Origin of the sequence: Streptomyces griseus (assembly GCF_900460065.1) — a bacterium.
Classification (GTDB): Bacteria; Actinomycetota; Actinomycetes; order Streptomycetales; family Streptomycetaceae; genus Streptomyces; species Streptomyces griseus.
In genome coordinates, this window is sequence record NZ_UAVD01000026.1 from 116,317 (window position 1) to 137,114 (window position 20,798).

22 protein-coding genes are annotated in these 20,798 nt (G+C 72.4%); 14 read left to right on the top strand and 8 right to left on the bottom strand.

Annotated features, from left to right (window positions below):
- The first annotated feature begins 72 nt into the window (after positions 1 to 72).
- Positions 73 to 273, top strand: a complete 201-nt coding sequence (locus DTB53_RS36690; RefSeq protein WP_012379939.1) for a hypothetical protein — start codon at positions 73 to 75, stop codon at positions 271 to 273.
- A gap of 57 nt (positions 274 to 330) precedes the next feature.
- Here DTB53_RS36690 and DTB53_RS14455 read toward each other — a convergent pair whose 3' ends face one another.
- On the bottom strand, positions 331 to 924 hold the full coding sequence (locus tag DTB53_RS14455) for a GNAT family N-acetyltransferase (protein WP_012379940.1): 594 nt from the start codon (positions 922 to 924) through the stop codon (positions 331 to 333).
- A gap of 169 nt (positions 925 to 1,093) precedes the next feature.
- Here DTB53_RS14455 and DTB53_RS14460 point away from each other — a divergent pair, with 169 nt between their 5' ends.
- The 5 genes from DTB53_RS14460 to DTB53_RS14480 all read left to right on the top strand — a co-directional run bounded on the left by DTB53_RS14460 (position 1,094) and on the right by DTB53_RS14480 (position 5,908).
- Entirely contained in the window at positions 1,094 to 1,894 is an 801-nt protein-coding gene (locus tag DTB53_RS14460; RefSeq protein ID WP_012379941.1) for a VOC family protein, read from the top strand.
- Between the two features lie 207 nt (positions 1,895 to 2,101).
- On the top strand, positions 2,102 to 2,497 hold the full coding sequence (locus DTB53_RS14465) for a TOBE domain-containing protein (protein WP_003967638.1): 396 nt from the start codon (positions 2,102 to 2,104) through the stop codon (positions 2,495 to 2,497).
- Between the two features lie 38 nt (positions 2,498 to 2,535).
- Positions 2,536 to 3,366, top strand: coding sequence for a molybdate ABC transporter substrate-binding protein (gene modA / locus DTB53_RS14470; RefSeq protein WP_069455836.1), 831 nt, complete (start codon positions 2,536 to 2,538; stop codon positions 3,364 to 3,366).
- Between the two features lie 120 nt (positions 3,367 to 3,486).
- A complete protein-coding gene (locus DTB53_RS14475) occupies positions 3,487 to 5,433 on the top strand; it encodes an ABC transporter permease (protein ID WP_012379943.1) in 1,947 nt (648 codons plus the stop codon).
- 109 nt (positions 5,434 to 5,542) lie between these two features.
- Positions 5,543 to 5,908, top strand: a complete 366-nt coding sequence (locus DTB53_RS14480; protein ID WP_003967642.1) for a PH domain-containing protein — start codon at positions 5,543 to 5,545, stop codon at positions 5,906 to 5,908.
- 35 nt (positions 5,909 to 5,943) lie between these two features.
- On the opposite strand, the gene DTB53_RS14485 is transcribed toward DTB53_RS14480, so the two are convergent.
- Positions 5,944 to 6,714 carry a peptidoglycan recognition protein family protein gene (locus DTB53_RS14485; protein WP_042496662.1) on the bottom strand — a complete coding sequence of 257 codons (771 nt, stop codon included), beginning with the start codon at positions 6,712 to 6,714 and terminating at the stop codon, positions 5,944 to 5,946.
- A gap of 170 nt (positions 6,715 to 6,884) precedes the next feature.
- Here DTB53_RS14485 and DTB53_RS14490 point away from each other — a divergent pair, with 170 nt between their 5' ends.
- Positions 6,885 to 8,387 (top strand): APC family permease, encoded by a 1,503-nt coding sequence (locus DTB53_RS14490; protein WP_042496665.1) that lies wholly within the window; start codon positions 6,885 to 6,887, stop codon positions 8,385 to 8,387.
- Position 8,388: 1 nt separating this feature from the next.
- On the top strand, positions 8,389 to 8,814 hold the full coding sequence (locus tag DTB53_RS14495) for a universal stress protein (RefSeq protein WP_012379946.1): 426 nt from the start codon (positions 8,389 to 8,391) through the stop codon (positions 8,812 to 8,814).
- Positions 8,815 to 8,818: 4 nt separating this feature from the next.
- Here DTB53_RS14495 and DTB53_RS14500 read toward each other — a convergent pair whose 3' ends face one another.
- Positions 8,819 to 10,045, bottom strand: coding sequence for a cation:proton antiporter (locus DTB53_RS14500; protein ID WP_003967646.1), 1,227 nt, complete (start codon positions 10,043 to 10,045; stop codon positions 8,819 to 8,821).
- A gap of 298 nt (positions 10,046 to 10,343) precedes the next feature.
- On the opposite strand from DTB53_RS14500, the gene DTB53_RS14505 reads away from it, so the two are divergent.
- The gene (locus tag DTB53_RS14505) at positions 10,344 to 12,611 is read left to right on the top strand and encodes an MMPL family transporter (RefSeq protein WP_012379947.1); all 2,268 of its coding nucleotides are present in this window, start codon (positions 10,344 to 10,346) and stop codon (positions 12,609 to 12,611) included.
- 50 nt (positions 12,612 to 12,661) lie between these two features.
- The gene (locus tag DTB53_RS14510; RefSeq protein WP_003967648.1) at positions 12,662 to 13,747 is read left to right on the top strand and encodes an acyltransferase family protein; all 1,086 of its coding nucleotides are present in this window, start codon (positions 12,662 to 12,664) and stop codon (positions 13,745 to 13,747) included.
- Positions 13,748 to 13,778: 31 nt separating this feature from the next.
- Here DTB53_RS14510 and DTB53_RS14515 read toward each other — a convergent pair whose 3' ends face one another.
- The 5 genes from DTB53_RS14515 to DTB53_RS14535 all read right to left on the bottom strand — a co-directional run bounded on the left by DTB53_RS14515 (position 13,779) and on the right by DTB53_RS14535 (position 17,203).
- The gene (locus DTB53_RS14515) at positions 13,779 to 13,979 is read right to left on the bottom strand and encodes a hypothetical protein (RefSeq protein WP_234345296.1); all 201 of its coding nucleotides are present in this window, start codon (positions 13,977 to 13,979) and stop codon (positions 13,779 to 13,781) included.
- A 63-nt stretch (positions 13,980 to 14,042) separates the two neighbouring features.
- A complete protein-coding gene (locus DTB53_RS14520; protein ID WP_003967651.1) occupies positions 14,043 to 14,405 on the bottom strand; it encodes an SCO5918 family protein in 363 nt (120 codons plus the stop codon).
- Positions 14,406 to 14,502: 97 nt separating this feature from the next.
- The gene (locus DTB53_RS14525) at positions 14,503 to 16,068 is read right to left on the bottom strand and encodes a DEAD/DEAH box helicase (protein ID WP_012379948.1); all 1,566 of its coding nucleotides are present in this window, start codon (positions 16,066 to 16,068) and stop codon (positions 14,503 to 14,505) included.
- Positions 16,069 to 16,313: 245 nt separating this feature from the next.
- A complete protein-coding gene (locus DTB53_RS14530; protein WP_003967653.1) occupies positions 16,314 to 16,517 on the bottom strand; it encodes a cold-shock protein in 204 nt (67 codons plus the stop codon).
- A 338-nt stretch (positions 16,518 to 16,855) separates the two neighbouring features.
- The gene (locus DTB53_RS14535) at positions 16,856 to 17,203 is read right to left on the bottom strand and encodes a MerR family transcriptional regulator (protein ID WP_012379949.1); all 348 of its coding nucleotides are present in this window, start codon (positions 17,201 to 17,203) and stop codon (positions 16,856 to 16,858) included.
- 438 nt (positions 17,204 to 17,641) lie between these two features.
- Here DTB53_RS14535 and DTB53_RS14540 point away from each other — a divergent pair, with 438 nt between their 5' ends.
- The 4 genes from DTB53_RS14540 to DTB53_RS14555 all read left to right on the top strand — a co-directional run bounded on the left by DTB53_RS14540 (position 17,642) and on the right by DTB53_RS14555 (position 20,754).
- A complete protein-coding gene (locus tag DTB53_RS14540) occupies positions 17,642 to 18,172 on the top strand; it encodes a hypothetical protein (RefSeq protein WP_042498500.1) in 531 nt (176 codons plus the stop codon).
- 10 nt (positions 18,173 to 18,182) lie between these two features.
- Positions 18,183 to 18,770 (top strand): hypothetical protein, encoded by a 588-nt coding sequence (locus DTB53_RS14545; RefSeq protein ID WP_012379951.1) that lies wholly within the window; start codon positions 18,183 to 18,185, stop codon positions 18,768 to 18,770.
- A 65-nt stretch (positions 18,771 to 18,835) separates the two neighbouring features.
- The gene (locus DTB53_RS14550; protein ID WP_012379952.1) at positions 18,836 to 20,107 is read left to right on the top strand and encodes an MAB_1171c family putative transporter; all 1,272 of its coding nucleotides are present in this window, start codon (positions 18,836 to 18,838) and stop codon (positions 20,105 to 20,107) included.
- Positions 20,104 to 20,754, top strand: coding sequence for a phosphatase PAP2 family protein (locus DTB53_RS14555; RefSeq protein ID WP_012379953.1), 651 nt, complete (start codon positions 20,104 to 20,106; stop codon positions 20,752 to 20,754). The genes DTB53_RS14550 and DTB53_RS14555 overlap by 4 nt, the downstream gene beginning before the upstream one ends.
- Positions 20,755 to 20,798: the final 44 nt, after the last annotated feature.

Below are 20,798 nucleotides of genomic sequence, written 5' to 3' on the forward strand. Positions count from 1 at the left end.
AAGCAACGCCACTTCCCGGTCATGCGGAGGGAAAGACTTCCCAAAATATCCCGCCCTGCCTATCGTGAATAAATGGCAAGCAAAGAGCGTGATACCCGGCAGCGGGCCGCTTTCATGTGCCCGACCTGCAAACAGCCCGTCCCCTCCGAGATCCACCGCCACAAGTCCCTCGGGATCTTCGTCCCCGTGTGGCGCGCGGGTCCCTGCGCGAACCCCGACTGCGCGGACTACGCCGCCCCCGGGCGGCCCGCCCGGCACCGGGCCCGGGGGTGACACGGGAGCCCCCGGGCCGGCGGGGACACCCCGTCCGGCTCCTCTCGCCCGCCCTTCTCAGCCGGTGGCCAGGCGTTCGGTGAGCCGCGCCTTCGCCGCGGGCCACTCGTCGGCCAGCAGCGAGAAGTAGACGCTGTCCCGCCAGCTCCCGTCCGGCCGCCGCCGGTGCCTGCGCAGGACACCCTCGCGGCGGGCCCCGAGCCGGGCGATGGCCGCCTGGGAGCGCTCGTTGCGGTGGTCGGTCTTCAGCTGGACGCGCCCCATGCCCAGCTCCTCGAAGGCGTGCGTCAGCAGCAGGAGCTTGGTCTCGGTGTTCACCGCCGAGCGCCAGTACGCCCGGCCGTACCAGGTCCAGCCGATCTCCAGGCGCTCGTCCGCCACCGCCACGTCGAGATACGTGGTCCAGCCGACGGCCCGCCCGCTCGCGCGGTGGACGACGGCGAACGGCACGTACTTCGCGTTGCCGAGCACGCCCTCCATGCGCTCGCGCAGCTCCTCGCGGGTCCGCGGCGCCGGGCCGCCCTGCCAGCGCCACACCTCCTCGTCCCCGCCGCCCGCGGCGAAGAGGTCGTCGAGGTGATCGAAGGTCAGCGGGACCAGTTCGACGTGCTGCCCGGTCAGCGTCACGGGCCGAGGAGGAAGTGCGGACACGGACCGATCCTAACCCACGACCGCTTTCGTACTAGCACGCATTTTCCATGCACTAGTACATAACCGGCCCAACGCGCGGACCGGCCCCCGGCTGACTAGCGTTGCCGGTGCGGGCGGGGGCCCGCACGGGTGGGGCCGAAGGCAGGGACTCCAGGGAAGGACCGGCACCATGGCTGTACAACCCGAGGGCACTCCGTGCTGGGCGGACGCGATGTTCGCCGACGTCGAGGGTGCCAAGAGCTTCTACGGTGACGTGCTCGGCTGGACGTTCGGCGGCAGCGCGTCGGAGTTCGGCGACTACACGCAGGCGTACGCGGACGGGAAGGCCGCCGCCGCCGTCGTCCCGCCGATGCCGGGCGCGGAGGGCCAGTCGGCGTGGTGCCTCTACCTCGCCTCGCCCGACGCGGCGGCCACCGCGGCGAAGGTCCGCGCGAGCGGCGGCGAGGTGCTGATGGAGCCGATGAAGGTCGGTGAATTCGGCACGATGGCCCTGGCCCGCGACCCCGGGGGCGCGGTCTTCGGCATCTGGCAGGCCGGCAGCCACGAGGGGTTCGAGACGGAGATGGGCGCTCCCGGCGGGTACTGCTGGGGCGAGGTCTTCACCCGGGACCCGGAGAAGGTGGACACGTTCTACCCGTCGGTCTTCCCCTACACCCTGCGGAAGTTCGACGACGAGACGATGGACTTCTCCATGTTCGACGTCCGGGGGAAGACGGTCCTGGGCCGGATGGCGATGGGCGACGACTTCCCGCCGGAGGTGCCCTCGTACCTGAACGTGTATTTCGCCGTGCCGGACTGCGACGCCGCCGTGGCGAAGGCGACCGAGCGCGGCGGGGTGCTGCGGTACGGGCCGGTGGACAGCCCGTTCGGCCGGTTCGCGGCGCTGAGCGACCCGCAGGGCGCCTCGTTCACCGTGATCGACGTGACCACCACCGAGGGCGAGATGCCGGCCACGAGTCCGGCGACCTGACACGGGCCCTCACACGGCGCGGGCCGCGACCGGAGAACCGGCGCGGCCCGCGAACGCGCGCCCGGCGGGGCGATGCACGGCGTACGCGCCGCCCGTACGCTCGCCGCGCTCCCCGGCCCGTACGTTCCTCCGACACCTCTCGCACCTGCGATGGATCATCGTCCAGAGAATGGTAAATGCCAGCCCAAATGGCCTAGCGTGTCGCACATGCAGTCCTACACAATCGGTCAGGCAGCTCGACTTCTCGGGGTCAGCCCCGACACCGCCCGCCGCTGGGCCGACGCCGGCCGGGTCGCGACCCATCGCGACGAGGCCGGCCGCCGTCTGATCGACGGCCGCGCGCTGGCCGCCTTCTCGATCGAGGTCGGCCAGGGCGCGGGCGGCGAGGACGAGGCCGTGTACACCTCGGCCCGCAACGCGTTCCCGGGCATCGTCACCGCGGTGAAACTCGGCGACGTCGCGGCCCAGGTCGAGATCCAGGCCGGTCCGCACCGGCTCGTCTCGCTCCTGACCCGGGAAGCGGTGGAGGAGCTGGGGCTGGAGGTCGGCATGCAGGCGACCGCCCGGGTGAAGTCGACCAGCGTGCACATCGACCGCGTCTGAGACCGGCCGACGACGAGAATCCAAGGAGCCCGACCCTCATGTCCCCGCTGATCAACCACCGCCGCGCGATCACTCCCCGCCGTGCGGCCGCCGCCGTCCTGACCACCGCCCTCCTGATCCCGCTCGCCGCCTGCGGCGACGGTTCCGGCTCGACCGGGGACAAGAGCGAGGGCCCCGGCCCGGCGGCCACGAAGGGCGCCCCGAAGGCCGACCTGACCGTGCTGGCCGCCTCCTCCCTCACCGACGTCTTCAAGGCGGCGGGGGCCGCGTACGAGAAGGAGAACCCCGGCACGAAGGTGACGTTCTCCTTCGCCGGCTCCCAGGAACTGGCCGCCCAGGTCAAGCAGGGCGCCCCCGCCGACGCCCTGGTCACCGCCGACACCAAGACGATGGACGGCCTCTCGGGCGACACCGGGAAGCCGACCGTCATCGCCAAAAACCGCCTCGTCATCGCCACCGGCGAGGGCAACCCGGAGAAGGTCGGGAGCCTGAAGGACCTGGCCGACCCGAAGCTGAAGGTCGTCCTGGCCGCCCCCGAGGTGCCGGTGGGCCGCTACAGCGCACAGATCCTCGACGCCCGGAAGATCGAGGTGAAGCCGGTCTCCCAGGAGCCCAACGTGCGCGCGGTCCTGTCCAAGGTCTCGCTCGGCGAGGCGGACGCCGGGCTCGTCTACAAGACCGACGCCGCGACCGCCACCGACAAGGTCGACGCGATCGACATCCCGGACGCGGAGAACGCCATCGCCTCGTACCCGGCCGCCACGCTGAAGACGTCGAAGAACGGCGAGGCCGCCGACGCGTTCGTCGCCTGGCTCTCCACACCCGCCGCGCAGCAGATCCTCCGGGCCGCGGGCTTCCAGCAGCCGTGACCGCACCCCGCCGGCGTCCGTGACACACCCCGCCCGGCAGACCCGAACCACCCGGCAGACCGTCCCGTCCGACGGGCCTGCCGGGTACCGCACCGCACTCCGAGCCCGACGAGGTTCCCGATGAGACGTCCCGGCCGCCGCACCGCGGGGGCCCGCGCGCCCCTGCTGCTGACGGTGCCCGCCCTGCTGGCCGTGGCGTTCCTGATGCTGCCGCTCGCCGGGATCCTCGTCCGCACCTCCTGGGGCGAGCTCGGCGCCCACCTCACCGCCGCGGCCACCACCGAGGCGCTGCGGCTCTCGCTGCTGGTCTCCCTGTGGGCGCTCGGGCTCTCCCTGCTGCTCGGGGTGCCGCTGGCCTGGCTGCTGGCCCGGGTGCCGTTCCGCGGCAAGGCCTTCGTCCGCTCGCTGGTGCTGCTGCCGATGGTGCTGCCGCCCACGGTCGGCGGCGTCGCCCTCCTGCTGGCGTTCGGGCGGCGCGGGCTGCTCGGCCCCTGGCTGGAGGACACCTTCGGCGTCACGCTCCCCTTCCACACCTCGGGGGCCGTGCTCGCGGCCACGTTCGTCGCGATGCCGTTCCTGGTCATCTCCCTGGAGGGCGCGCTCGGCGGGCTGCGCCCCCGGTACGAGGAGACCGCGGCCTCCCTCGGGGCCTCCCCGGTCCGGGTGTTCCTCACCGTGACGCTGCCGATGGTCGCCCCCGGGCTGATCGCCGGGGCCGCCCTGACCTGGGCGCGGGCGCTCGGCGAGTTCGGCGCGACCATCACCTTCGCGGGGAACCTCCCCGGCACCACGCAGACCCTGCCGCTCCAGGTCTACCTGCTGCTCCAGGACTCGCCGGAGGCCGCCACCTCGGTGTCGCTGCTGCTCCTGGCCATCGCCATGATCGTCCTGATCGCGCTGCGGGGCCGCTGGACCGGCACCCCGGGCGACCACCGGGACCCCGCGAGCCGGGCGGCGGACGTGCGCCCCGAGGACCCGGCCGCCACGGCCCCCCTCCCCGAACCGGCCCTCCCACGCGCGTCCGCGCCGGAGCCCTGGCCGCTGCACGCCGACGTCACCGGCTTCACCCGCCTCACCCTGGACGCCGGCCCCGGCACCACCATCGCGGTGGTCGGCCCCAACGGCGCGGGCAAGACGACGCTCCTGCGGGCCCTGCTCGGCCTCACCCCCCGCGCCCACGCCGCTCTCCGCCTCGGCGACGACGACGTCACCGCCCTCCCCCCGCACCGCCGGGGCGTCGCCTGGGTGCCCCAGGACGGCGCCCTCTTCCCGCACCTGAGCGCCCTGGCCAACACGGCGTACGGGCTCCGCGCCCACGGCGAGCCCCGCGCCGCGGCCCGCCGCGCGGCCCAGGACTGGCTGGACCGCCTCGGGGTGGGCCACCTCGCCCACCGCAAGCCCGCCCAGCTCTCCGGCGGCCAGGCCCAACGGGTCGCCCTGGCCCGCGCGCTGGCGGCCCGCCCGCGCCTCCTGCTGCTGGACGAACCGCTCGCCGCCCTCGACCAGACCACCCGGGCCCGGGTGCGGCACACCCTGCGCCGCCACCTCGCGGAGTTCGGCGGGGTCTGCCTGATCGTCACCCACGACCCGGTCGAAGCGGTCTCGCTGGCCGACCGGGTCCTGGTGCTGGAGGACGGCCGGGTCCTCCAGGACGAGCCGCCCGCCGAGGTCACCCGCCACCCGCGCTCGCCGTGGGTGGCCAGGATGCTGGGCCGCAACGCCTGGCCCGGCACCGCCACCGCCGACGGCCTGGCCCTGGCCGGCGGCGGCCACCTCGTGGTCGCCGAACCGCTCCCGGCGGGCACGGACGCCCTCGCGGTCATCGCGCCGGAAGCCGTCTCCGTACACCGGGAGAGGCCCACCGGCTCCCCGCGCAACGTCTGGCCCGGCACCGTCCGGGAGATCACCTCGGCCGGCAGCCGGCTACGGCTGCTCATCACCTCCGCCGAGGCCCCGGACCTGGTCGCGGAGATCACTCCGGGGGCCGCCGCCGACCTGGGCATCGCCGACGGGAGCACCGTCTGGACCAGCGTGAAGGCCACCGAGGCGACCGCCGTCCCGCTGTAGGCGCGACGGCGGCCGGGAGGTGTCGGCCGGCCGGGTCCGGGAACCAGAACCCCCACGGCACACGTACTCCCGTACGACACCACGGAGAAGACGGAGAAACGGGGACCCCATGGCACTGTTCGGCAACGCCCACACGATCAACCCGGCCACCGCCCAGCAGGACTACGCACGGCTGCTCGGACAGGGCGAGCAGGTGCACGCCGCGTTCCTGCTGATCCGCGACACGATCCTGTTCACGGACCGGCGCCTCATCCTCGTCGACAAGCAGGGCATCACCGGCAAGAAGACGGAGTACCACTCCGTGCCGTACCGCAGCATCACGCACTTCGCCGTGGAGACCGCCGGGACGTTCGACCTCGACGCGGAGCTGAAGATCTGGATCTCGGGCAGCCAGACCCCGCTCCAGAAGACGTTCACCAAGGGCGTCGACATCTACGAGGTGCAGGCGATACTCACGCAGTTCGTCGCCCGGTAGCCCTCCGGAGCGGGAGCCCGGGACGTGCGGGCGCGTCAGACGTACGGGCGCAGCCGGGCCGCGGCCGAGTGGCCGGGGGCGGCGGCGCGGGTCTTGGCCACCCGCTCCCGCAGCTCGGGCAGCAGTCCGTAGAGCACATCCCCGGGGCAGCCGGTCTCGAAGCTGTCGCGGTGCCCGGAGATGACGTGCAGCCGGGCCACCTGGCCCTCGTCGAAACGGCTCTCGTCGTTCGTCGAGACCAGCTCGACCGTGCCCAGCGGGTCCGCCCCGGGCCGCAGTTTCCAGGCGGCCAGCTTCACCAGCGCGTCCATCATCGGCTTCGGGACCTCGGCGCCCGGGCCGAAGTCCCCGATCGCCGCGATGCCGACCGTGTCGGCGTTGAACCCCTTGGTGTGGGCTCCGAGCACCGAGCGGCCGACCCCGCCGGCGCGACCCTCGTAGATGGTGCCGCAGCGGTCGACGAGGAAGTTGTAGCCGATGTCGTCCCAGCCGTCCTGCCGGACGTGGTCGCGCTGGACCGCCCGGATCAGGTCGGGGGCGTCCGCGCAGTCGTAGTCGTTGGGGTTGCCGGTGTGGTGGACGAAGACCGCCCGGGCCGCGCCCGTGTAGTGCGGCCCCTCCCGGACCAGTTGCTCGTCCGCGTGCCATTCCCGGCGGCTGACGACGGCCGGCTGCGGCAGACCGCGCGGCGGGCGGGGACCGGAGGCCAGTTCGGCCCCCGGCACGCGGAGGGCCGGGCCGTCCCCGAACACCAGGAGGGCCAGGGGCAGGACCAGAGCGCCCAGGACGAGTCGGCGGGACCACATGCACTCCACCCTGCGCTCCGGCCTCCGGCTTCGCAGAGGAGCGGGCCGTTCGGGTGACGGGTCACCGGCGGGGGCGTTCCGTCCGGAATGCGGGTGTCGCCGGGTCTCCCTACGATGAGATCCGGATGATCGCCCGCTCCCGGCGGGGGTGCCCGGCGGAGCGAGGAACCATGGCCCACGACCATGTGCGGGAGGAACCGGCGGTCGGCCTCAGGCCGAACGCGATCGGGTTCGTCGACGCCCTTGTCATCGGTCTCAACGCGACCTCTCCCGCGTACTCGCTGGCCGCCGTGATCGGCCCGATCGTCGCCCTGGTGGGGATCTACGCCCCGGGCGTCATGTTCGCCTCGTTCGTGCCGATGCTGCTGATCGCCTCGGCGTTCTACTACCTGAACAAGGTCGACCAGGACTGCGGTACGACGTTCTCCTGGGTGACCCGGGCGATGGGCCCCTGGGCCGGCTGGCTCGGCGGCTGGGCGATCACCATGACCGGTGTCCTGGTGGTGGGCTCACTGGCCGACGTGGCGGTGAGCTTCACCCTGCTGGCGGTGGGCCTGGACGGCTGGGTCGAGAACGACTTCGTACGCCAGCTGCTCACCGTGCTGCTGATCATCGTGATGACCGGCCTCTGCGTGATCGGCACCGAGCTGTCCGCCAAGGTGCAGAACGTGCTGATCCTCCTCCAGATCGCGTTCCTGCTGGTCTTCGTCGTGGTGGCGCTCTACCGGGTGTACGCGGGCACCACCGGCTTCGACTCCGTCGAGCCCTCCGGGAGCTGGCTCAACCCGTTCGGCGCGGGCGGGGCGGCGCTGACCGGCGGGCTGCTGCTCGGGGTGTTCATCTACTGGGGCTGGGAGTCCGCGGTCAACCTCACCGAGGAGACGGAGAACTCGGCGAGCGCACCGGGCCGGGCGGGCCTCTGGTCCACCGTGGTGCTCCTGGTGACCTATCTGTCGGTCGCCATCGCGGTCGTCGCCTTCGCGGGGACGGCGTTCCTGGCGGAGAACGCGGGCGAGGAGGAGTTCATCTTCGCCCAGCTCGCCGGGGACGTGCTCGGCGGCTGGGACTGGATCCTGCTGCTGGCCGTCGCCACCTCCGCGATCGCCTCGACGCAGACCACGATCATCCCGGCGTCCCGGACCGCCCTGTCCATGGCCCGCCGCCAGGCGCTGCCGCGGCACTTCGGGCACATCAGCCCCCGGTTCCGCACCCCGGACGTCAGTACCTGGTGGGTCGCCGGGATCGCCATCGCCTGGTACGTGGTGGTCAACCAGATCTCCGCCAACGCCCTCTTCGACTCGCTCACCGCGCTGTCCCTGCTGATCGCCTTCTACTACGCGCTCACCGGGGTGGCCTGCGCCGTCTACTACCGGCGCCACCTCACCGAGAGCGTGCGCAACTTCCTGCTCATCGGCCTCGGCCCGGTGGTCGGGGCGGGACTGCTGACCTGGCTGCTGGTGCGCTCGGTCATCGACATGTCCGACCCGGCCAACTCCTACAGCGGCACCTCCTGGTTCGGCCTCGGCCCGCCCCTCGTCATCGGCATCGTGATCTCCCTCGTCGGGGTGGTCCTCATGGTGGTGTGGCGGCTGCGGGACGCGGTGTTCTGGCAGGAGCGGCCGGGGGTCGCGGACCCGGACCTGGTGCGCGCCACCACCCGGAAGGAACGCTGAGATGTCGGTCGTCCTCGGCTACGACGAGTCCCCCGGCGCGGCCCGTGCCCTGCGCATCGCCATCGAGGTGGCGGCGGCGTACGGGGAGGAGCTGGTGCTCGTCTACGGGGCCGCCGCCCCCGGGCTGCGCGACGGGGCGGAGTACCGCAGCCACTACGAAGCGATCCGGCAGGCCGGCCGCACCGGCCTGGAGCACGCCCTCACCGCCGCCGAGGAGGCGGGCGTACCGGCGAGCGTGGAGGTGCTGGACGAGAGCCCCGCGCAGGCCCTCCTGGAGGCCGCCGAACGGCACGGGGCCCGGGTCATCGTGGTCGGCACCTGGGGCGAGAGCCCGATGCGCGGGGCCCTGCTCGGCTCGACCCCCCACAAGCTGCTGCACATGTCCTCGATCCCGGTCCTGTGCGTACCGACCGAGGACAGCCCCTAGGGTCTCACCAGGCCTCGCCGGTCTCCGCCGTCCGGCCCGGCACGGCCCCGCCCCCGCCGTCTTCCTCCCGGCGCAGCAGCCGGAACGCCAGCAGCGGGAAGACCAGGACCGACACCATCGCGGCGGCGACCAGAGCGGCGGCCTCGCCCGCCCCGATCACCTTCTCGTCCAGGCCGATCGCGGTGATCGCGACCACCAGCGGCAGACAGGTGGACGAGAAGAGGCCGAGGGCGGCTCGCGGGGCGCGCCCGGTCAGGTCGCGCGGGGCCAGCAGATACGCCGGAACCCCGCGCACCAGCAGGAACAGCAGCAGGAAGACCGGCAGGAGCAGCAGCGGGCGCCCGCCGTCCAGGAGTGCCGCGAGGTCGAAGTCGATGCCCGTGACGATGTAGAAGAACGGCACGAGGAAGCCGAAGCCGATCGCCTCGACCCGCTCCAGGATCGCGTCGCTGCGCTCGGGCACCGCTCCCTGGAGCACGAGCCGGGTCAGCATCCCCGCGGCGAACGCGCCGAGCAGGGTGTCCAGGCCGAAGACATGGGCGAGCCCCAGCATTCCGGCGAGCAGCAGCATCACGAAGCGGACCGCGAACTGGCCGCTGGAGTGCAGCGTCACGGCGATGATCCGGGCGAACCACGGCGGCCGGGGCCGCATCGCCCAGAACACCGCGCCCGCCGTGACGATCGCGAACACCGCCAGCACCGCGCTCGCCGCCCCCGGGCTCCGGCCGCTGAACAGCAGGGCCATCGCGATGATCGGCCCGAACTCCCCGACCGACCCGAACGCCATCACCACCGAACCGAACCGCCCCTCCAGCCGCCCCGAGTCCCGCAGGATCGGCAGCACCGCGCCCAGCGCCGTACTGGTGAGCGCGGTGCCGATGACCAGACTCTTCGCCAGGTCCGCCCCGCTGAGCAGCAGCGCGACGCCGAGCCCGACGGCGAACGAGAGGACCCACGCCCCGCCGGCCCGGCGCAACGTGTCGCCGCGGACCTCGGCGAACCGGATCTCGTAACCCGCCAGGAAGATCAGCATCGACAGCCCGAGGTCGGACAGGGTGTCGATGACCTGGTCGTGGTGGGCCCAGCCGAGCACATCGGGCCCGGCCAGGACTCCGAGGACGATCTCGAAGATGACGACGGGGACCGGCAGCCACCGCCCGGTCGCGTAGCCGAGCAGCGGGGCGAGAACCGCCAGGGCCATGATCAGGACGAGGGTCCCGGGGTGCTCCATCGCTCGTGTATAGCAAGGAACATCCAGGAATCAGCCGTTATGACACCCCCGGGGCGGCGGCCCGGTCCGGACAGCGGGCGTCCCGGGCGGGCCGCTCCCCGGCCACCCGGAAGTCGCCGCCTTCCGGGTCCGGGCCGTCGGGGAAGGAGCCTTGCCGAACCGGGTCGCGCCGCCCGGCCGCCGCCGTCACCCGTTCCCCCGCACCGGCGTGCCGGGCGGCGGACCAAGCCGTTGAATGCGAAGTCCGAAGCGTCTCGGCCGGGGATCCGCGCCGGAGCGGGCAGGAAGCAGGCACCGCATGCCCTCGTCACAGGCCCCCACCGACGGGAAGGCCACCCCACGCCGCCGGGGCGCGCTGCGCCGCACCGGCGAATGGTGCGCCCGGCACTTCGTGACCGTCCTCGTCCTGTGGGTGGCAGCGCTCGCCGGGCTCCAGGTCCTCCAGCACGCGTACGGCGGCGACTACTCCGACGACTTCTCGCTGCCCGGCACCCAGTCCCAGGAGGGCCTCGACGTCCTGAAGGCGCACGCGCCGCAGGCGGGCGGCTACAACGCCCAAGTGGTGCTGCACGACGCGGACAAGCCGCTGACCTCGCTCTCCGACCAGGTCGCCACGGCCGTCGCCGACCTCCAGAAGCTCCCGGACGTGCTGTCCGCGCAGAACCCGCTCCCGCCGTCCGGCTCCACCCCGCCCCCGCCGCCCGACCCGAACACCGGCCCGCTCTCCACGGACGGGAAGACCGCCTACATCACCATCCGGTTCAGCTCCCAGCCCTCCACCTTCGACCCGTCCTACCTGGACGGCGTCGACCGGGCGGTGCAGCCGCTGCGGTCGGCCGGGGCGACCGTGGAGTACGGCGGGTCGCTCGGCGAACTGGCCCGGCCCGAGCCGAGCGACCGCACCAGCGAGGCGATCGGCTTCGGGGTGGCGATCGTGGTCCTGCTGATCGGCTTCGGCAGCCTGCTGGCCGCCGTGCTGCCGCTGGTCACCGCCCTGGTCTGCGCCCTGTGCGGGCTGGCCCTGCTCGGCCTCTTCGCCGCAGCCGCGACCTTCGCGACCGTCTCCCCGACGCTCGCCACGATGATCGGCATCGGCGTCGGCATCGACTACGCCCTCTTCCTGGTCACCCGGCACCGGCAGAACCTCGTCGACGGCCAGGACCCGGTGACCGCCGCCGGGAACGCCGCAGCCACCAGCGGGCACGCGGTGCTGCTCTCCGGCTGCACGGTGATCATCGCGCTGTCGGGGCTGTGGGTCTCCGGCATCGGCTTCATCGGCAAACTCGGCCTGGCCGCGGCGGTCACCGTCGTCACCGCGGTGCTCGGCGCCCTCACCCTCGTACCGGCGGTCCTCGGTCTGATCGGCCGCCGTATCGACCGCGTGCGGGTGAGGAGACCGGTCGCCGAGACCGTCCCGGCCCCCGAGGGCGCGAAGCCCGGCGGCTGGCACCGGTACGCGCGGCGGGTGGAGCGGCGGCCGTGGTGGTTCCTGGCCGGCGGGGTGGTGGTGCTGGCCGTCCTGTCCTTCCCCCTCCTCTTCATCCAGCTCGGCCACATCGGCGACGGCGCCGACCCGAAGTCGTTCACCGACCGGCGCGCCTACGACCTGATGTCGAGCGCCTTCGGCCCCGGCTCCAACGGCCCGCTGACCCTGGTGATCGACCAGACCAAGGTGTCCTCGTCCGACCGCTCCGCCCTCGCCGACCAGGCGCAGAAGGCGCTGACGGGCGTCCAGGACGCGGAGGTGATCACCCCGCTCACCGCCACCTCGGACGGGGACGTGCTGACCGCCACCGCCTACTCGGTGGCCGCGCCGCAGGACGGGCGGACGACGTCCCTGACGAACCGGCTCACCGACGACGTCCTGCCGCGGGCCGTCTCCGGCTACGACGCGAGCACCTACGTCACCGGCACGACCGCCGCCCAGGTCGACTTCCTGGACATCGTCTCCAGCAGGCTGCCGCTGATCATCGCGGTCGTCGTGGGCCTGGCGTTCCTGGTGATCCTGGCCGTCTTCCGGGGGCTGCTCGTCGCGGTGAAGGCCGCCGTGCTCAACGTCCTGTCGATCGCGGCCTCGTACGGGGTCGTGGTGGCCGTCTTCCAGTGGGGCTGGGGCGGTCCGGCCCTGGGGGTGTCGGGCGACGTCCCGATCGAGAGCTACGTCCCGATGATGATGTTCGCGATCGTCTTCGGGCTGAGCATGGACTACGAGATCTTCCTGCTCTCCCGCATCCACGAGGCGTGGGTGCGCACCGGGGACCCGCGCGCGAGCGTGGCGCACGCGCTGGAGATCACCGCCCGGGTCATCACCTGCGCGGCCCTGATCATGGTGAGCGTCTTCGCCGCCTTCGTCATCAGCGACAACATCGTCGTGAAGATGCTGGGGCTCGGGCTCGCCGCCAGCGTGCTCATCGACGCCACCGTCGTACGGCTGCTGCTGGTCCCCGCCGTGATGACCCTGCTCGGCCGGGCCGCCTGGTGGATCCCGGGCCCCCTGGACCGGATCCTGCCGCACCTGTCCGCCGAGGGCGGCGCGGAGCCGCCCGCCCCCACCGGGCGGGAGTGACGCACACCACATAGCCCGGAGGGAACGCTTCCGCGCTCTAGGGTGTCAGGATGCCTTCCCCCCTCACCTCCGAGCAGCCGCGCCCCACCGCCGCTGCCGGCGCCCCGGCGACCGGAACGCCGCCGCCCGCCGGCCGCGACCACTTCTTCGACAACGCGAAGTACCTGGCGATCGTGCTGGTGGCGATCGGGCACGCGTGGGAGCCCCTGCCCCCGGGCCGCCTCGTGGAAGCCGCGTACACCTTCGTCTACACCTTCCACATGCCCGTGTTCATCCTGATAGCGGGCTATTTCTCGCGGAACTTCGAACTGCGGCCGGACCGGGTGTGGAAGCTGGTCACCAGCCTGCTGGTGCCGTACGTCCTGCTCGAAATCCTCTACACGCTGTTCCACCGGGCGACCCGCGACCCGGACTTCGCCCTCTCGCTGCTGGAGCCCTACTGGCTGCTGTGGTTCCTGCCCGCCCTGTTCCTCTGGCGGCTGTCCACCCCGCTCTGGCAGACCGTGCGCTTCCCGGTGCTGGTCTCCCTCGCCATCGCCGCCCTGGCGACGGTGTCGCCGGCCGCCGACGGAAGCCTCCAGATCCAGCGCATCCTGCAGTTCCTGCCGTTCTACGTCCTCGGCCTGCGGCTGCGCCCGGAACACTTCGCGGCTCTCCGCTCCACCTGGGTGCGGATCGTCTCGATCCCGGTGTTCGTGGCGGGGATGCTGCTGGCGTACTGGCTGGTGCCCCGGACCTCGACCTCGTGGTTCTTCCGCAAGAACAGCACCGAGGAGCTCAGCGTCTCCGAGTGGACGGGCCCGACCGCCACGCTCCTGCTGTTCGCCGCCGCGATCGTGCTGGGCGCGTGCTTCCTCTCCTGGGTGCCCAAGGGCCGCAGCTGGCTGACCACGCTCGGCATGTGCACGCTGTACGGGTACCTGCTCCACGGCTTCGTCGTCCGGGGCCTGCGGTACGGCGGCTTCTACGACGACCCGTTCTTCGACACCACCATGGGCACGGTCGCCGTCACCCTGGGGGCGGTCGTCATGATCACCCTGCTCTGCACGCCGCCGGTCCGGTGGCTGCTGCGCCCGCTGCTGGAGCCGCGCATGGCGTGGGCCCGGCAGAAGCCACCGGCCGCCCGCGCGTCCTGAGACGCCGAACGGCCGGGATCCGGCGGGAGGTTCAGTCCACGATGATGTTGTGGCCGAGGACCGCGACGTGCTCCAGCACGTCCTCCAGCGGATCGTCGATCTGGCCCGTCGCGATCAGGGCCACCTGCGGGCCGTTGTGAGCGTCGGTGTGCGTCTCGTCGGCGTGCGCTGCGGTGGCGGGCAGTACGGCCGCCACCACCGTCACGCCCAACGCGGTCAGCTTCCTCATCATGGCGGCGATCATCGCACGCCCCGCGACGCCGGAAGCCGGCGTCGCGGGGCGGGAAAGCAGGGCTCAGACCCCGTCCGCCCGGGGCGCGGAGACCGCTCCGGGTGCCCCGCTCCGCACCTCGGCCGGAGTTCCCAGGAGCGCGGAGGCCGTCTCCAGCGGGGTGCGGGCGGGGGCAGGCGCGGGCACGGCCGCCTCAGCGGTACGACAGGTGAAACCGAGCCTGGACAGCGCCCGGACCACCTCGGCGGAGCTGAAGTCCCGGCGGTCCTGCCGGGTGATGACCTCACCCACCTGCTTGACGGGGTAGACCCGTCGGCTGATGACCACCGCGTCGCCGGTGACGGGCTCGGGCTTGATGCCCCTCATCGAGTCCTCCACCTCGTTCTTGAACAGATCGAAGGGGAAGCGGGCGATGACACAGCGCATGGTTCCTCAGCAGGGGTCGAGTGCACGGAGGGACGTGAAGGAGCACGGACGAGGGGCCCGGGTGCACGCACCGGCGGCGGACCGCCGGCCGCACGGATCACGCGGCGCGGTTGTTCCGGCGCTGCGCGGCGGCCGCACGGGCCTCGGGCGTCGGCACACCGGGACGGCCGCGCCGGGACGGGGCCCCGCCGCCGCGCTTGGTGCCGCGCCCCATGAACGCGGCGCCGCCGCGGCTGCCGCGCTCCTTGGGCGGGGCGGAGACGACGACCGGGACGCCGGAGGGCGCCTGCGCACCGGTGATCCGGCTCAGCTCGGCCTCGCCGGAGCGGACCTGGGCGATCTGCGGGGTGATCCCGGCGTCCGCCATCAGCCGGGTCATCTCGCGGCGCTGGTTCGGCAGCACCAGCGTGACGACGCTGCCGGACTCCCCGGCGCGGGCGGTCCGGCCGCCGCGGTGCAGGTAGTCCTTGTGGTCGCTCGGCGGGTCCACGTTGACGACCAGGTCGAGGTTGTCGACGTGGATGCCGCGCGCCGCGACGTTGGTGGCGACCAGCACCGTGACGTGCCCGGTCTTGAACCGCTCCAGGGTGCGGGTGCGCTGCGGCTGGGACTTGCCCCCGTGCAGCGCCGCCGCCCGGACCCCGCTGTGCAGCAGGTGATCGGTGAGCTTGTCCACCGCGTGCTTGGTGTCCAGGAACATGATCACGCGGCCGTCGCGGGCCGCGATCTCCGTCGTGGTGGCGTACTTGTCCGCGCCCTGGACGTACAGGACGTGGTGCTCCATCGTCGTGACGGCGCCCGCGGCCGGGTCGACGGAGTGCACGACCGGGTCCTTCAGATACGTGCGGACCAGCAGGTCGACGTTGCGGTCCAGGGTGGCCGAGAACAGCATCCGCTGCCCGTCGGGGTTGACCTGGTCGAGCAGCTCGGTGACCTGCGGCATGAAGCCCATGTCGGCCATCTGGTCGGCCTCGTCGAGGACGGTGATGGTGACCCGGTCCAGCCGGCAGTCGCCGCGCTCGATCAGGTCCTTGAGGCGGCCCGGCGTCGCGACGACGACCTCGGCCCCGCCGCGCAGCGCTCCGGCCTGGCGGCCGATGGACATGCCGCCGACCACGGTGGCGATGCGCAGCTTCAGCGACCGGGCGTACGGGGTGAGCGCGTCGGTGACCTGCTGGGCCAGCTCCCGGGTGGGGACGAGCACCAGGGCGAGCGGGCGCTTGGCGTCGGCGCGGCGGCCGGCGGTGCGGGCCAGCAGCGCGAGGCCGAAGGCCAGCGTCTTGCCCGAGCCGGTGCGACCGCGGCCCAGGACGTCCCGGCCGGCCAGCGAGTTCGGCAGGGTGGCCGCCTGGATCGGGAAGGGCACGGTCATGCCCTCGGCGACCAGCGCCGCCTTCAGCGGAGCGGGCATCTCCAGCTCGCCGAAGGTCTCGGCGGCGGGGAGGGCCGGGGTGACCGTCACCGGCAGGGCGAACTCGCCCTTGACGCCGGAGGCGGAGCGGCGGCCGTAGCCACCGGACCGGCCGGAGCCGCCGGAGCGCTTGGGTCCGCCGCCGAAGCCCGCGGCGCGGCGCTCTCCGCCGCCACCGGAGTAACGGGGGGCGCCGCCGGAGCGGGTGCGGGAAAAACGGTCGTTCGAGCGGGGGGTGCGTTCGCGGTTCATTCAGAACCTTTCCTCGATGGGGCACGTATCGAGGGATTCTTTTTCGGGAAGCGACCGTGAACGGCACCCAGAATCGCAAGAACGAGCCGATGAAATGACAAAAGAAAACGAAGCCCGGCCGCCGGGAAAAAGTGCACCGGACGCGGCTCCGTCGAGGGGCGCGCGGTGCGGGCCCCGGAAACGACAACGAGCCGGGGCCCGCACCCCAAGGTGCGGGCCCCAGCTGCGCCGTACTGCCCGAGTGATCAGGCGGGGGTGATGTTCTCGGCCTGCGGGCCCTTCTGGCCCTGCGTGACGTCGAAGTTCACCTTCTGGCCCTCCTGCAGCTCACGGAAGCCGGAGGCGGCGATGTTGGAGTAGTGGGCGAAGACGTCGGCGCCGCCGCCGTCCTGCTCGATGAAGCCGAAGCCCTTTTCCGAGTTGAACCACTTCACGGTTCCAGTAGCCATGTCATATCTCCTTAGGGGCAGAGCCCGCGGGCCCACACTGTGCGGGCCCCACGTCGCGCGATGATTACCCCGTCCGGAAGAACACCGGAAATACAAAAGCATGCCCGCCGACATCTGACCGGCAAGAACACTTGAAGTTTTGGGAACCACAACTGCAACTGAGATCAACACTAGCACGGTGGGTACGGAAGATGCGGGTGCCTTATATCACCGGCCGTGTCGGAACAGACCGGGAAGAGAAAAGCCTCATCGCGCATTGCGCGAAATTCTGTGCTGGCGAATACAGATATCCGCCCGGGGTCGCCGGCGGCCCGGCGTGGCCGGTGGCGCGGCGCCCGTCAGCGCTCGGCGGAACCGCCGGAGCGGGCGGACCGGCCGCGCAGCTCCTCGTTGAGGCGCAGCGCCTCCTCCAGCTGGTCCTCCAGGATGACGATGCGGCAGGCGGCCTCGATGGGCGTGCCGGCGTCGACCAGTTCGCGGGCGCGGGCGGCGATGCGCAACTGGTAGCGGGAGTAGCGGCGGTGGCCGCCCTCGGACCGCAGGGGGGTGATCAGCCGGGCTTCGCCGATCGCCCGGAGGAACCCCGGCGTCGCACCGATCATCTCGGCGGCTCGCCCCATCGTGTAGGCGGGGTAATCGTCGTCGTCGAGCCGGTCGGTGGCGTGCGAGGGGGTCTCCGGGGGCATCTGCACCTCTTCCGTCACGCGCGACCGGAGGAGCCGGGCGCCGTACGCCTGCGGGGTGCGCCTCTGCTGCGTACACCTGTTTCACGTGACTGCACGAGAAACCCTAATCGCCGGACAAGGTCATGTCTATCGCGGCCGGAACAGATTTGGACCCCCGGGAAGGGCTCGGCGGAACCGCCCTCGCGGATCACTGACCGACCGGTCAGTTGTCGCCGGGAGGACGGTGGGGCCATAATGCACGCGTAGCCCTTCACGCATCCCCCGTCGTGAAGGGCTACACCCCTGTCCGGAGCCCGCTCCGGGCGTCGTGGGGCACAGGCTCATTCACGGGCAAGGGACTCCCCTCGTGGTCCCCTGCCCGTGTTTTTTCGAGTTAACAGTGACGTAGAGTGTTTACGCAAGCTCAGTTCCGACTCCGAGGTGATCGTGGAGGCCCGGATGGCCATGGAGGACGGCGACGAACGCGGTCCGGAACCCGTCGAACCCCCCGGTCCGGACGAGCTTCCCCGCCTCGGCTCGCTGCGGGAAAAAGTCGAGTACATGGTCGAGAAGACCTTCCCCGGCCAGAAGATCTCGGGCCGGGTCTTCGCCGAGCTGGTCCGCGACCGCGGCGGCTCGCTCTCCCACAGCTACTTCTCCAACATCCTGGCCGGCAAGGTCACCCAGCCCTCCGAGGACATCCTGAAGGCCCTCGGCCTGGGGTTCGGCGTGGACTGGCGCTTCTTCAAGGAGGAGTCCGAGGTCGTCGACGACGTCGTCGCCGGACTCCAGTTCCTGGCCAAGCGGCGCACCGGGGAGATCAGCGGCCTGGCCGGCCGGGGCCTGGACGACGACGGGCTCCCGCCGGAACTGCTGCGGTTCGCCCTCTCGCTGCTGGAGGACGCGGCACGCGAGAAGGACGGGCCGGAGGGGAGAAGCGGCGGCAACGATTCCGCCGCGAACCACCGCCCGGCGGGCCCGGCAGCGTAGCGTCTTCGTCATGTCCCTGCGGAAACTGCGGAAAGAGTGCGAGGCCGGGCTCGCCGACCTGCCCATTCCGGTTCCCTTCACGCTGGACCAGCTCGTCGCCAACATGGAGGAGGCGAGCGGGCGCACGATCCGGCTGCACGAGATGCCGGACCGCCTCGCCCGCGTCAACGCCGCCTGCGGGCTGCGCCTGAAGGCGGGCGGCACCAGCCTCGTCCTCTACCGCCGCAGGCCCACCGCCTACCAGACCCAGCACGTGATCCTGCACGAGCTGTGCCACGAGTGGTTCGACCACGGGACGACGCTCGACGCGGAACAACTCCGCACGCTCCTCCCGGTCTTCGACACCTCGCTGATCGCCCGGATGATCTCCCCGGCCGCCGCCCGGTCCTTCGCCTCCGGCGGCGGCACCGTCCAGGCCCGCGCGCAGTACGACACCCACGACGAACGCATGGCCGAATTCGGTGCCTCGCTGATCCCCCGGATGGCGCGGGACCTCACCACCGATGACATGGTGGGGCGGCTGGACAACTCCCTGTCCCGCCCGGTGGCCCACCGACGGCGCGGTCTCTTCCCCGGAAGACGCTCCGGCGAAGCCTGACACGTGCCACCGGCCCCGCAGCGGGCCCCCGCCCCGCGCTCCCGACCCCGAGGACGAAGACCGCCGTGACCCCCCTCGATCTCGCCGGCTACCTGATAGCCGGCCTGATGACGGCCGTTGCCCTGTGGCGTATGCCCGCTGCCCTGTGGGGCGACGAGGAGGACCGCAGACGCCGGGCCCTGTGGGGCTGCTACGCCGGATTCGCCATCGCCCTGTGGACGAAGACCGAGGCGGTGCGCATCGGCCTCAACAACAGCGCCGTCACCGACCTCGCCGTCCTCATCAAGCACTACACCGCCACCGTGGCAATTCTGGCCATCCTCAGCTACATCGTGGCCATCTACGGCAGCTACCCGGAAGCGGGCGCGGTCCCCCGGCACGTACGGTTCGCGCGGCTCGTCCAGAAGCTGGCGGCCAAGGCGTCCGTCGCCACGCTGATCCTGCTGACCGTCCTCTTCTTCACCGTCGTCGACCGCTCCGAGCCCTCGGACCGCTTCGTCTCCGACCACGCCGGGGAGTGGGGCGCCACGCTCTACATGAGCGTCTTCTACCTCTACCTCGGGGCCGCGTCCGCCGTCTGCGCCTTCCAGTGGGCGCTGGCCACCCTCGACGCCCGCCGCCGCCACCTGCGCATCGGGCTCGGGATGATGACCTTCGCGATGTTCATCGGGGTCGGCTACACCGTCAGCCGCACCCTGTTCCTGTGGATCAGCGTGGTGGACGAGCCGAGCGAGGCGTTCGCCCTGAGGTTCGACCAGATCACCGAGGCCGCGCAGCTGGTGCTGTTCGCCTTCTTCGCCCTCGGCGCGTCGGTCCCCGCCTTCGCCGCCGGAACCCGCCGCGCCCGGCTCTGGCGGGCCCAGGTACGGCTGCACGCCCTCTGGTACGAGCTGATGACCGCGTTCCCGGACCAGCCGTTCGACCCGCCCGCCTCGCTGGGACGCGAGCTGACCCGGTTCAACGTCCCGGCCGACCTGCGGGTGGACCGCTGGGCCGCCGACATCGCGGACGCCGCCGAGAAACTGCGCCACTACGTGCCCGACGGGCTGCTCGCCGCCGCCGGGCGGGCCGCCGCCCGCGACACGGACGACCCGCGCCGGGCCGAGCCGCTCACGGACGCCTACTGGATCCGGGCCGCCCTGCTCGCGAAGGACTCCGGCGCGCCCGCCGGCGGGGCCGCGACGGTGGCCGCCCAGCACGCGGCGGACCAGGACGGCGAGGTGGCCCGGCTGGTCCGGGTCGCCGCCGCCTACCGGACGGTCGACGAGGAGCGCGCCCGCGCCGTCCTCGCGGACGCGACGGCCGAGGCCGCCCGCACGGCGGGGACGAGCTCATGAGCGGCGGCACGGCCCCCACCACCGACGGCGCCCCGGGCCGGGGGGCGCCCGGCGAGGGGATCCCCACCGCCTCCGCCCGCACGGCCTCCGTCGCGCGCACCGTCACCGACGTCCTCCAGCCGCGCAACGTCCTGCTGGCGGGCATGCTGGGCATCGGTCTGGCGGCGGCCGGCGACTGGACCGGACTGCTCTGGGGCTTCCTCGGGGCGCTCTGCGCCGGGCTGGTCCCGGCGGGGTACATCGAGTGGGAGCGCGGGCGCGGCACCTGGGGCGACCGCCATGTGGTGGACCGCACCAAGCGGGCGCCGATCTTCTTCGTGATCCTGGGCTCGATCGGCGCCGGCTCGGTGGTGATGGTGCTGGGGAACGCGCCCACCGGCATCCTGCTCGCGATGCTCGCGCTGTGGGTGATGACGATCGGCCTGCTGGCCGTCAACACGGTGTGGAAGATCTCGGTCGACTCGGCGGTGGCCTCGGCGGCCGTCTCCCTCCTCGCCGTCGTGCACTCCCCCTGGTGGATCGCCGCGTACACGGTGACCACGGCGGTCTGCTGGTCCCGGGTCGCCCTCGGCTACCACACCGTCGCCCAGACCGTGGCGGGCGCGGGCCTGGGCGCGGCGACGACGGTGGCGTACGTGTTCGGCTGAGGGCCACCGGGACCGGGCGACCGGATCACGCCGACCGGGGCCGC

Coding starts and splice junctions, on each gene's coding strand:
- DTB53_RS36690 (WP_012379939.1), top strand. CDS start 73: ATGGCAAGCAAAGAGCGTGATACCCGGCAGCGGGCCGCTTTCATGTGC.
- DTB53_RS14460 (WP_012379941.1), top strand. CDS start 1,094: ATGGCTGTACAACCCGAGGGCACTCCGTGCTGGGCGGACGCGATGTTC.
- DTB53_RS14465 (WP_003967638.1), top strand. CDS start 2,102: ATGCAGTCCTACACAATCGGTCAGGCAGCTCGACTTCTCGGGGTCAGC.
- modA (WP_069455836.1), top strand. CDS start 2,536: ATGTCCCCGCTGATCAACCACCGCCGCGCGATCACTCCCCGCCGTGCG.
- DTB53_RS14475 (WP_012379943.1), top strand. CDS start 3,487: ATGAGACGTCCCGGCCGCCGCACCGCGGGGGCCCGCGCGCCCCTGCTG.
- DTB53_RS14480 (WP_003967642.1), top strand. CDS start 5,543: ATGGCACTGTTCGGCAACGCCCACACGATCAACCCGGCCACCGCCCAG.
- DTB53_RS14485 (WP_042496662.1), bottom strand. CDS start 6,714: ATGTGGTCCCGCCGACTCGTCCTGGGCGCTCTGGTCCTGCCCCTGGCC.
- DTB53_RS14490 (WP_042496665.1), top strand. CDS start 6,885: ATGGCCCACGACCATGTGCGGGAGGAACCGGCGGTCGGCCTCAGGCCG.
- DTB53_RS14495 (WP_012379946.1), top strand. CDS start 8,389: ATGTCGGTCGTCCTCGGCTACGACGAGTCCCCCGGCGCGGCCCGTGCC.
- DTB53_RS14500 (WP_003967646.1), bottom strand. CDS start 10,045: ATGGAGCACCCCGGGACCCTCGTCCTGATCATGGCCCTGGCGGTTCTC.
- DTB53_RS14505 (WP_012379947.1), top strand. CDS start 10,344: ATGCCCTCGTCACAGGCCCCCACCGACGGGAAGGCCACCCCACGCCGC.
- DTB53_RS14510 (WP_003967648.1), top strand. CDS start 12,662: ATGCCTTCCCCCCTCACCTCCGAGCAGCCGCGCCCCACCGCCGCTGCC.
- DTB53_RS14515 (WP_234345296.1), bottom strand. CDS start 13,979: ATGATGAGGAAGCTGACCGCGTTGGGCGTGACGGTGGTGGCGGCCGTA.
- DTB53_RS14520 (WP_003967651.1), bottom strand. CDS start 14,405: ATGCGCTGTGTCATCGCCCGCTTCCCCTTCGATCTGTTCAAGAACGAG.
- DTB53_RS14525 (WP_012379948.1), bottom strand. CDS start 16,068: ATGAACCGCGAACGCACCCCCCGCTCGAACGACCGTTTTTCCCGCACC.
- DTB53_RS14530 (WP_003967653.1), bottom strand. CDS start 16,517: ATGGCTACTGGAACCGTGAAGTGGTTCAACTCGGAAAAGGGCTTCGGC.
- DTB53_RS14535 (WP_012379949.1), bottom strand. CDS start 17,203: ATGCCCCCGGAGACCCCCTCGCACGCCACCGACCGGCTCGACGACGAC.
- DTB53_RS14540 (WP_042498500.1), top strand. CDS start 17,642: ATGGCCATGGAGGACGGCGACGAACGCGGTCCGGAACCCGTCGAACCC.
- DTB53_RS14545 (WP_012379951.1), top strand. CDS start 18,183: ATGTCCCTGCGGAAACTGCGGAAAGAGTGCGAGGCCGGGCTCGCCGAC.
- DTB53_RS14555 (WP_012379953.1), top strand. CDS start 20,104: ATGAGCGGCGGCACGGCCCCCACCACCGACGGCGCCCCGGGCCGGGGG.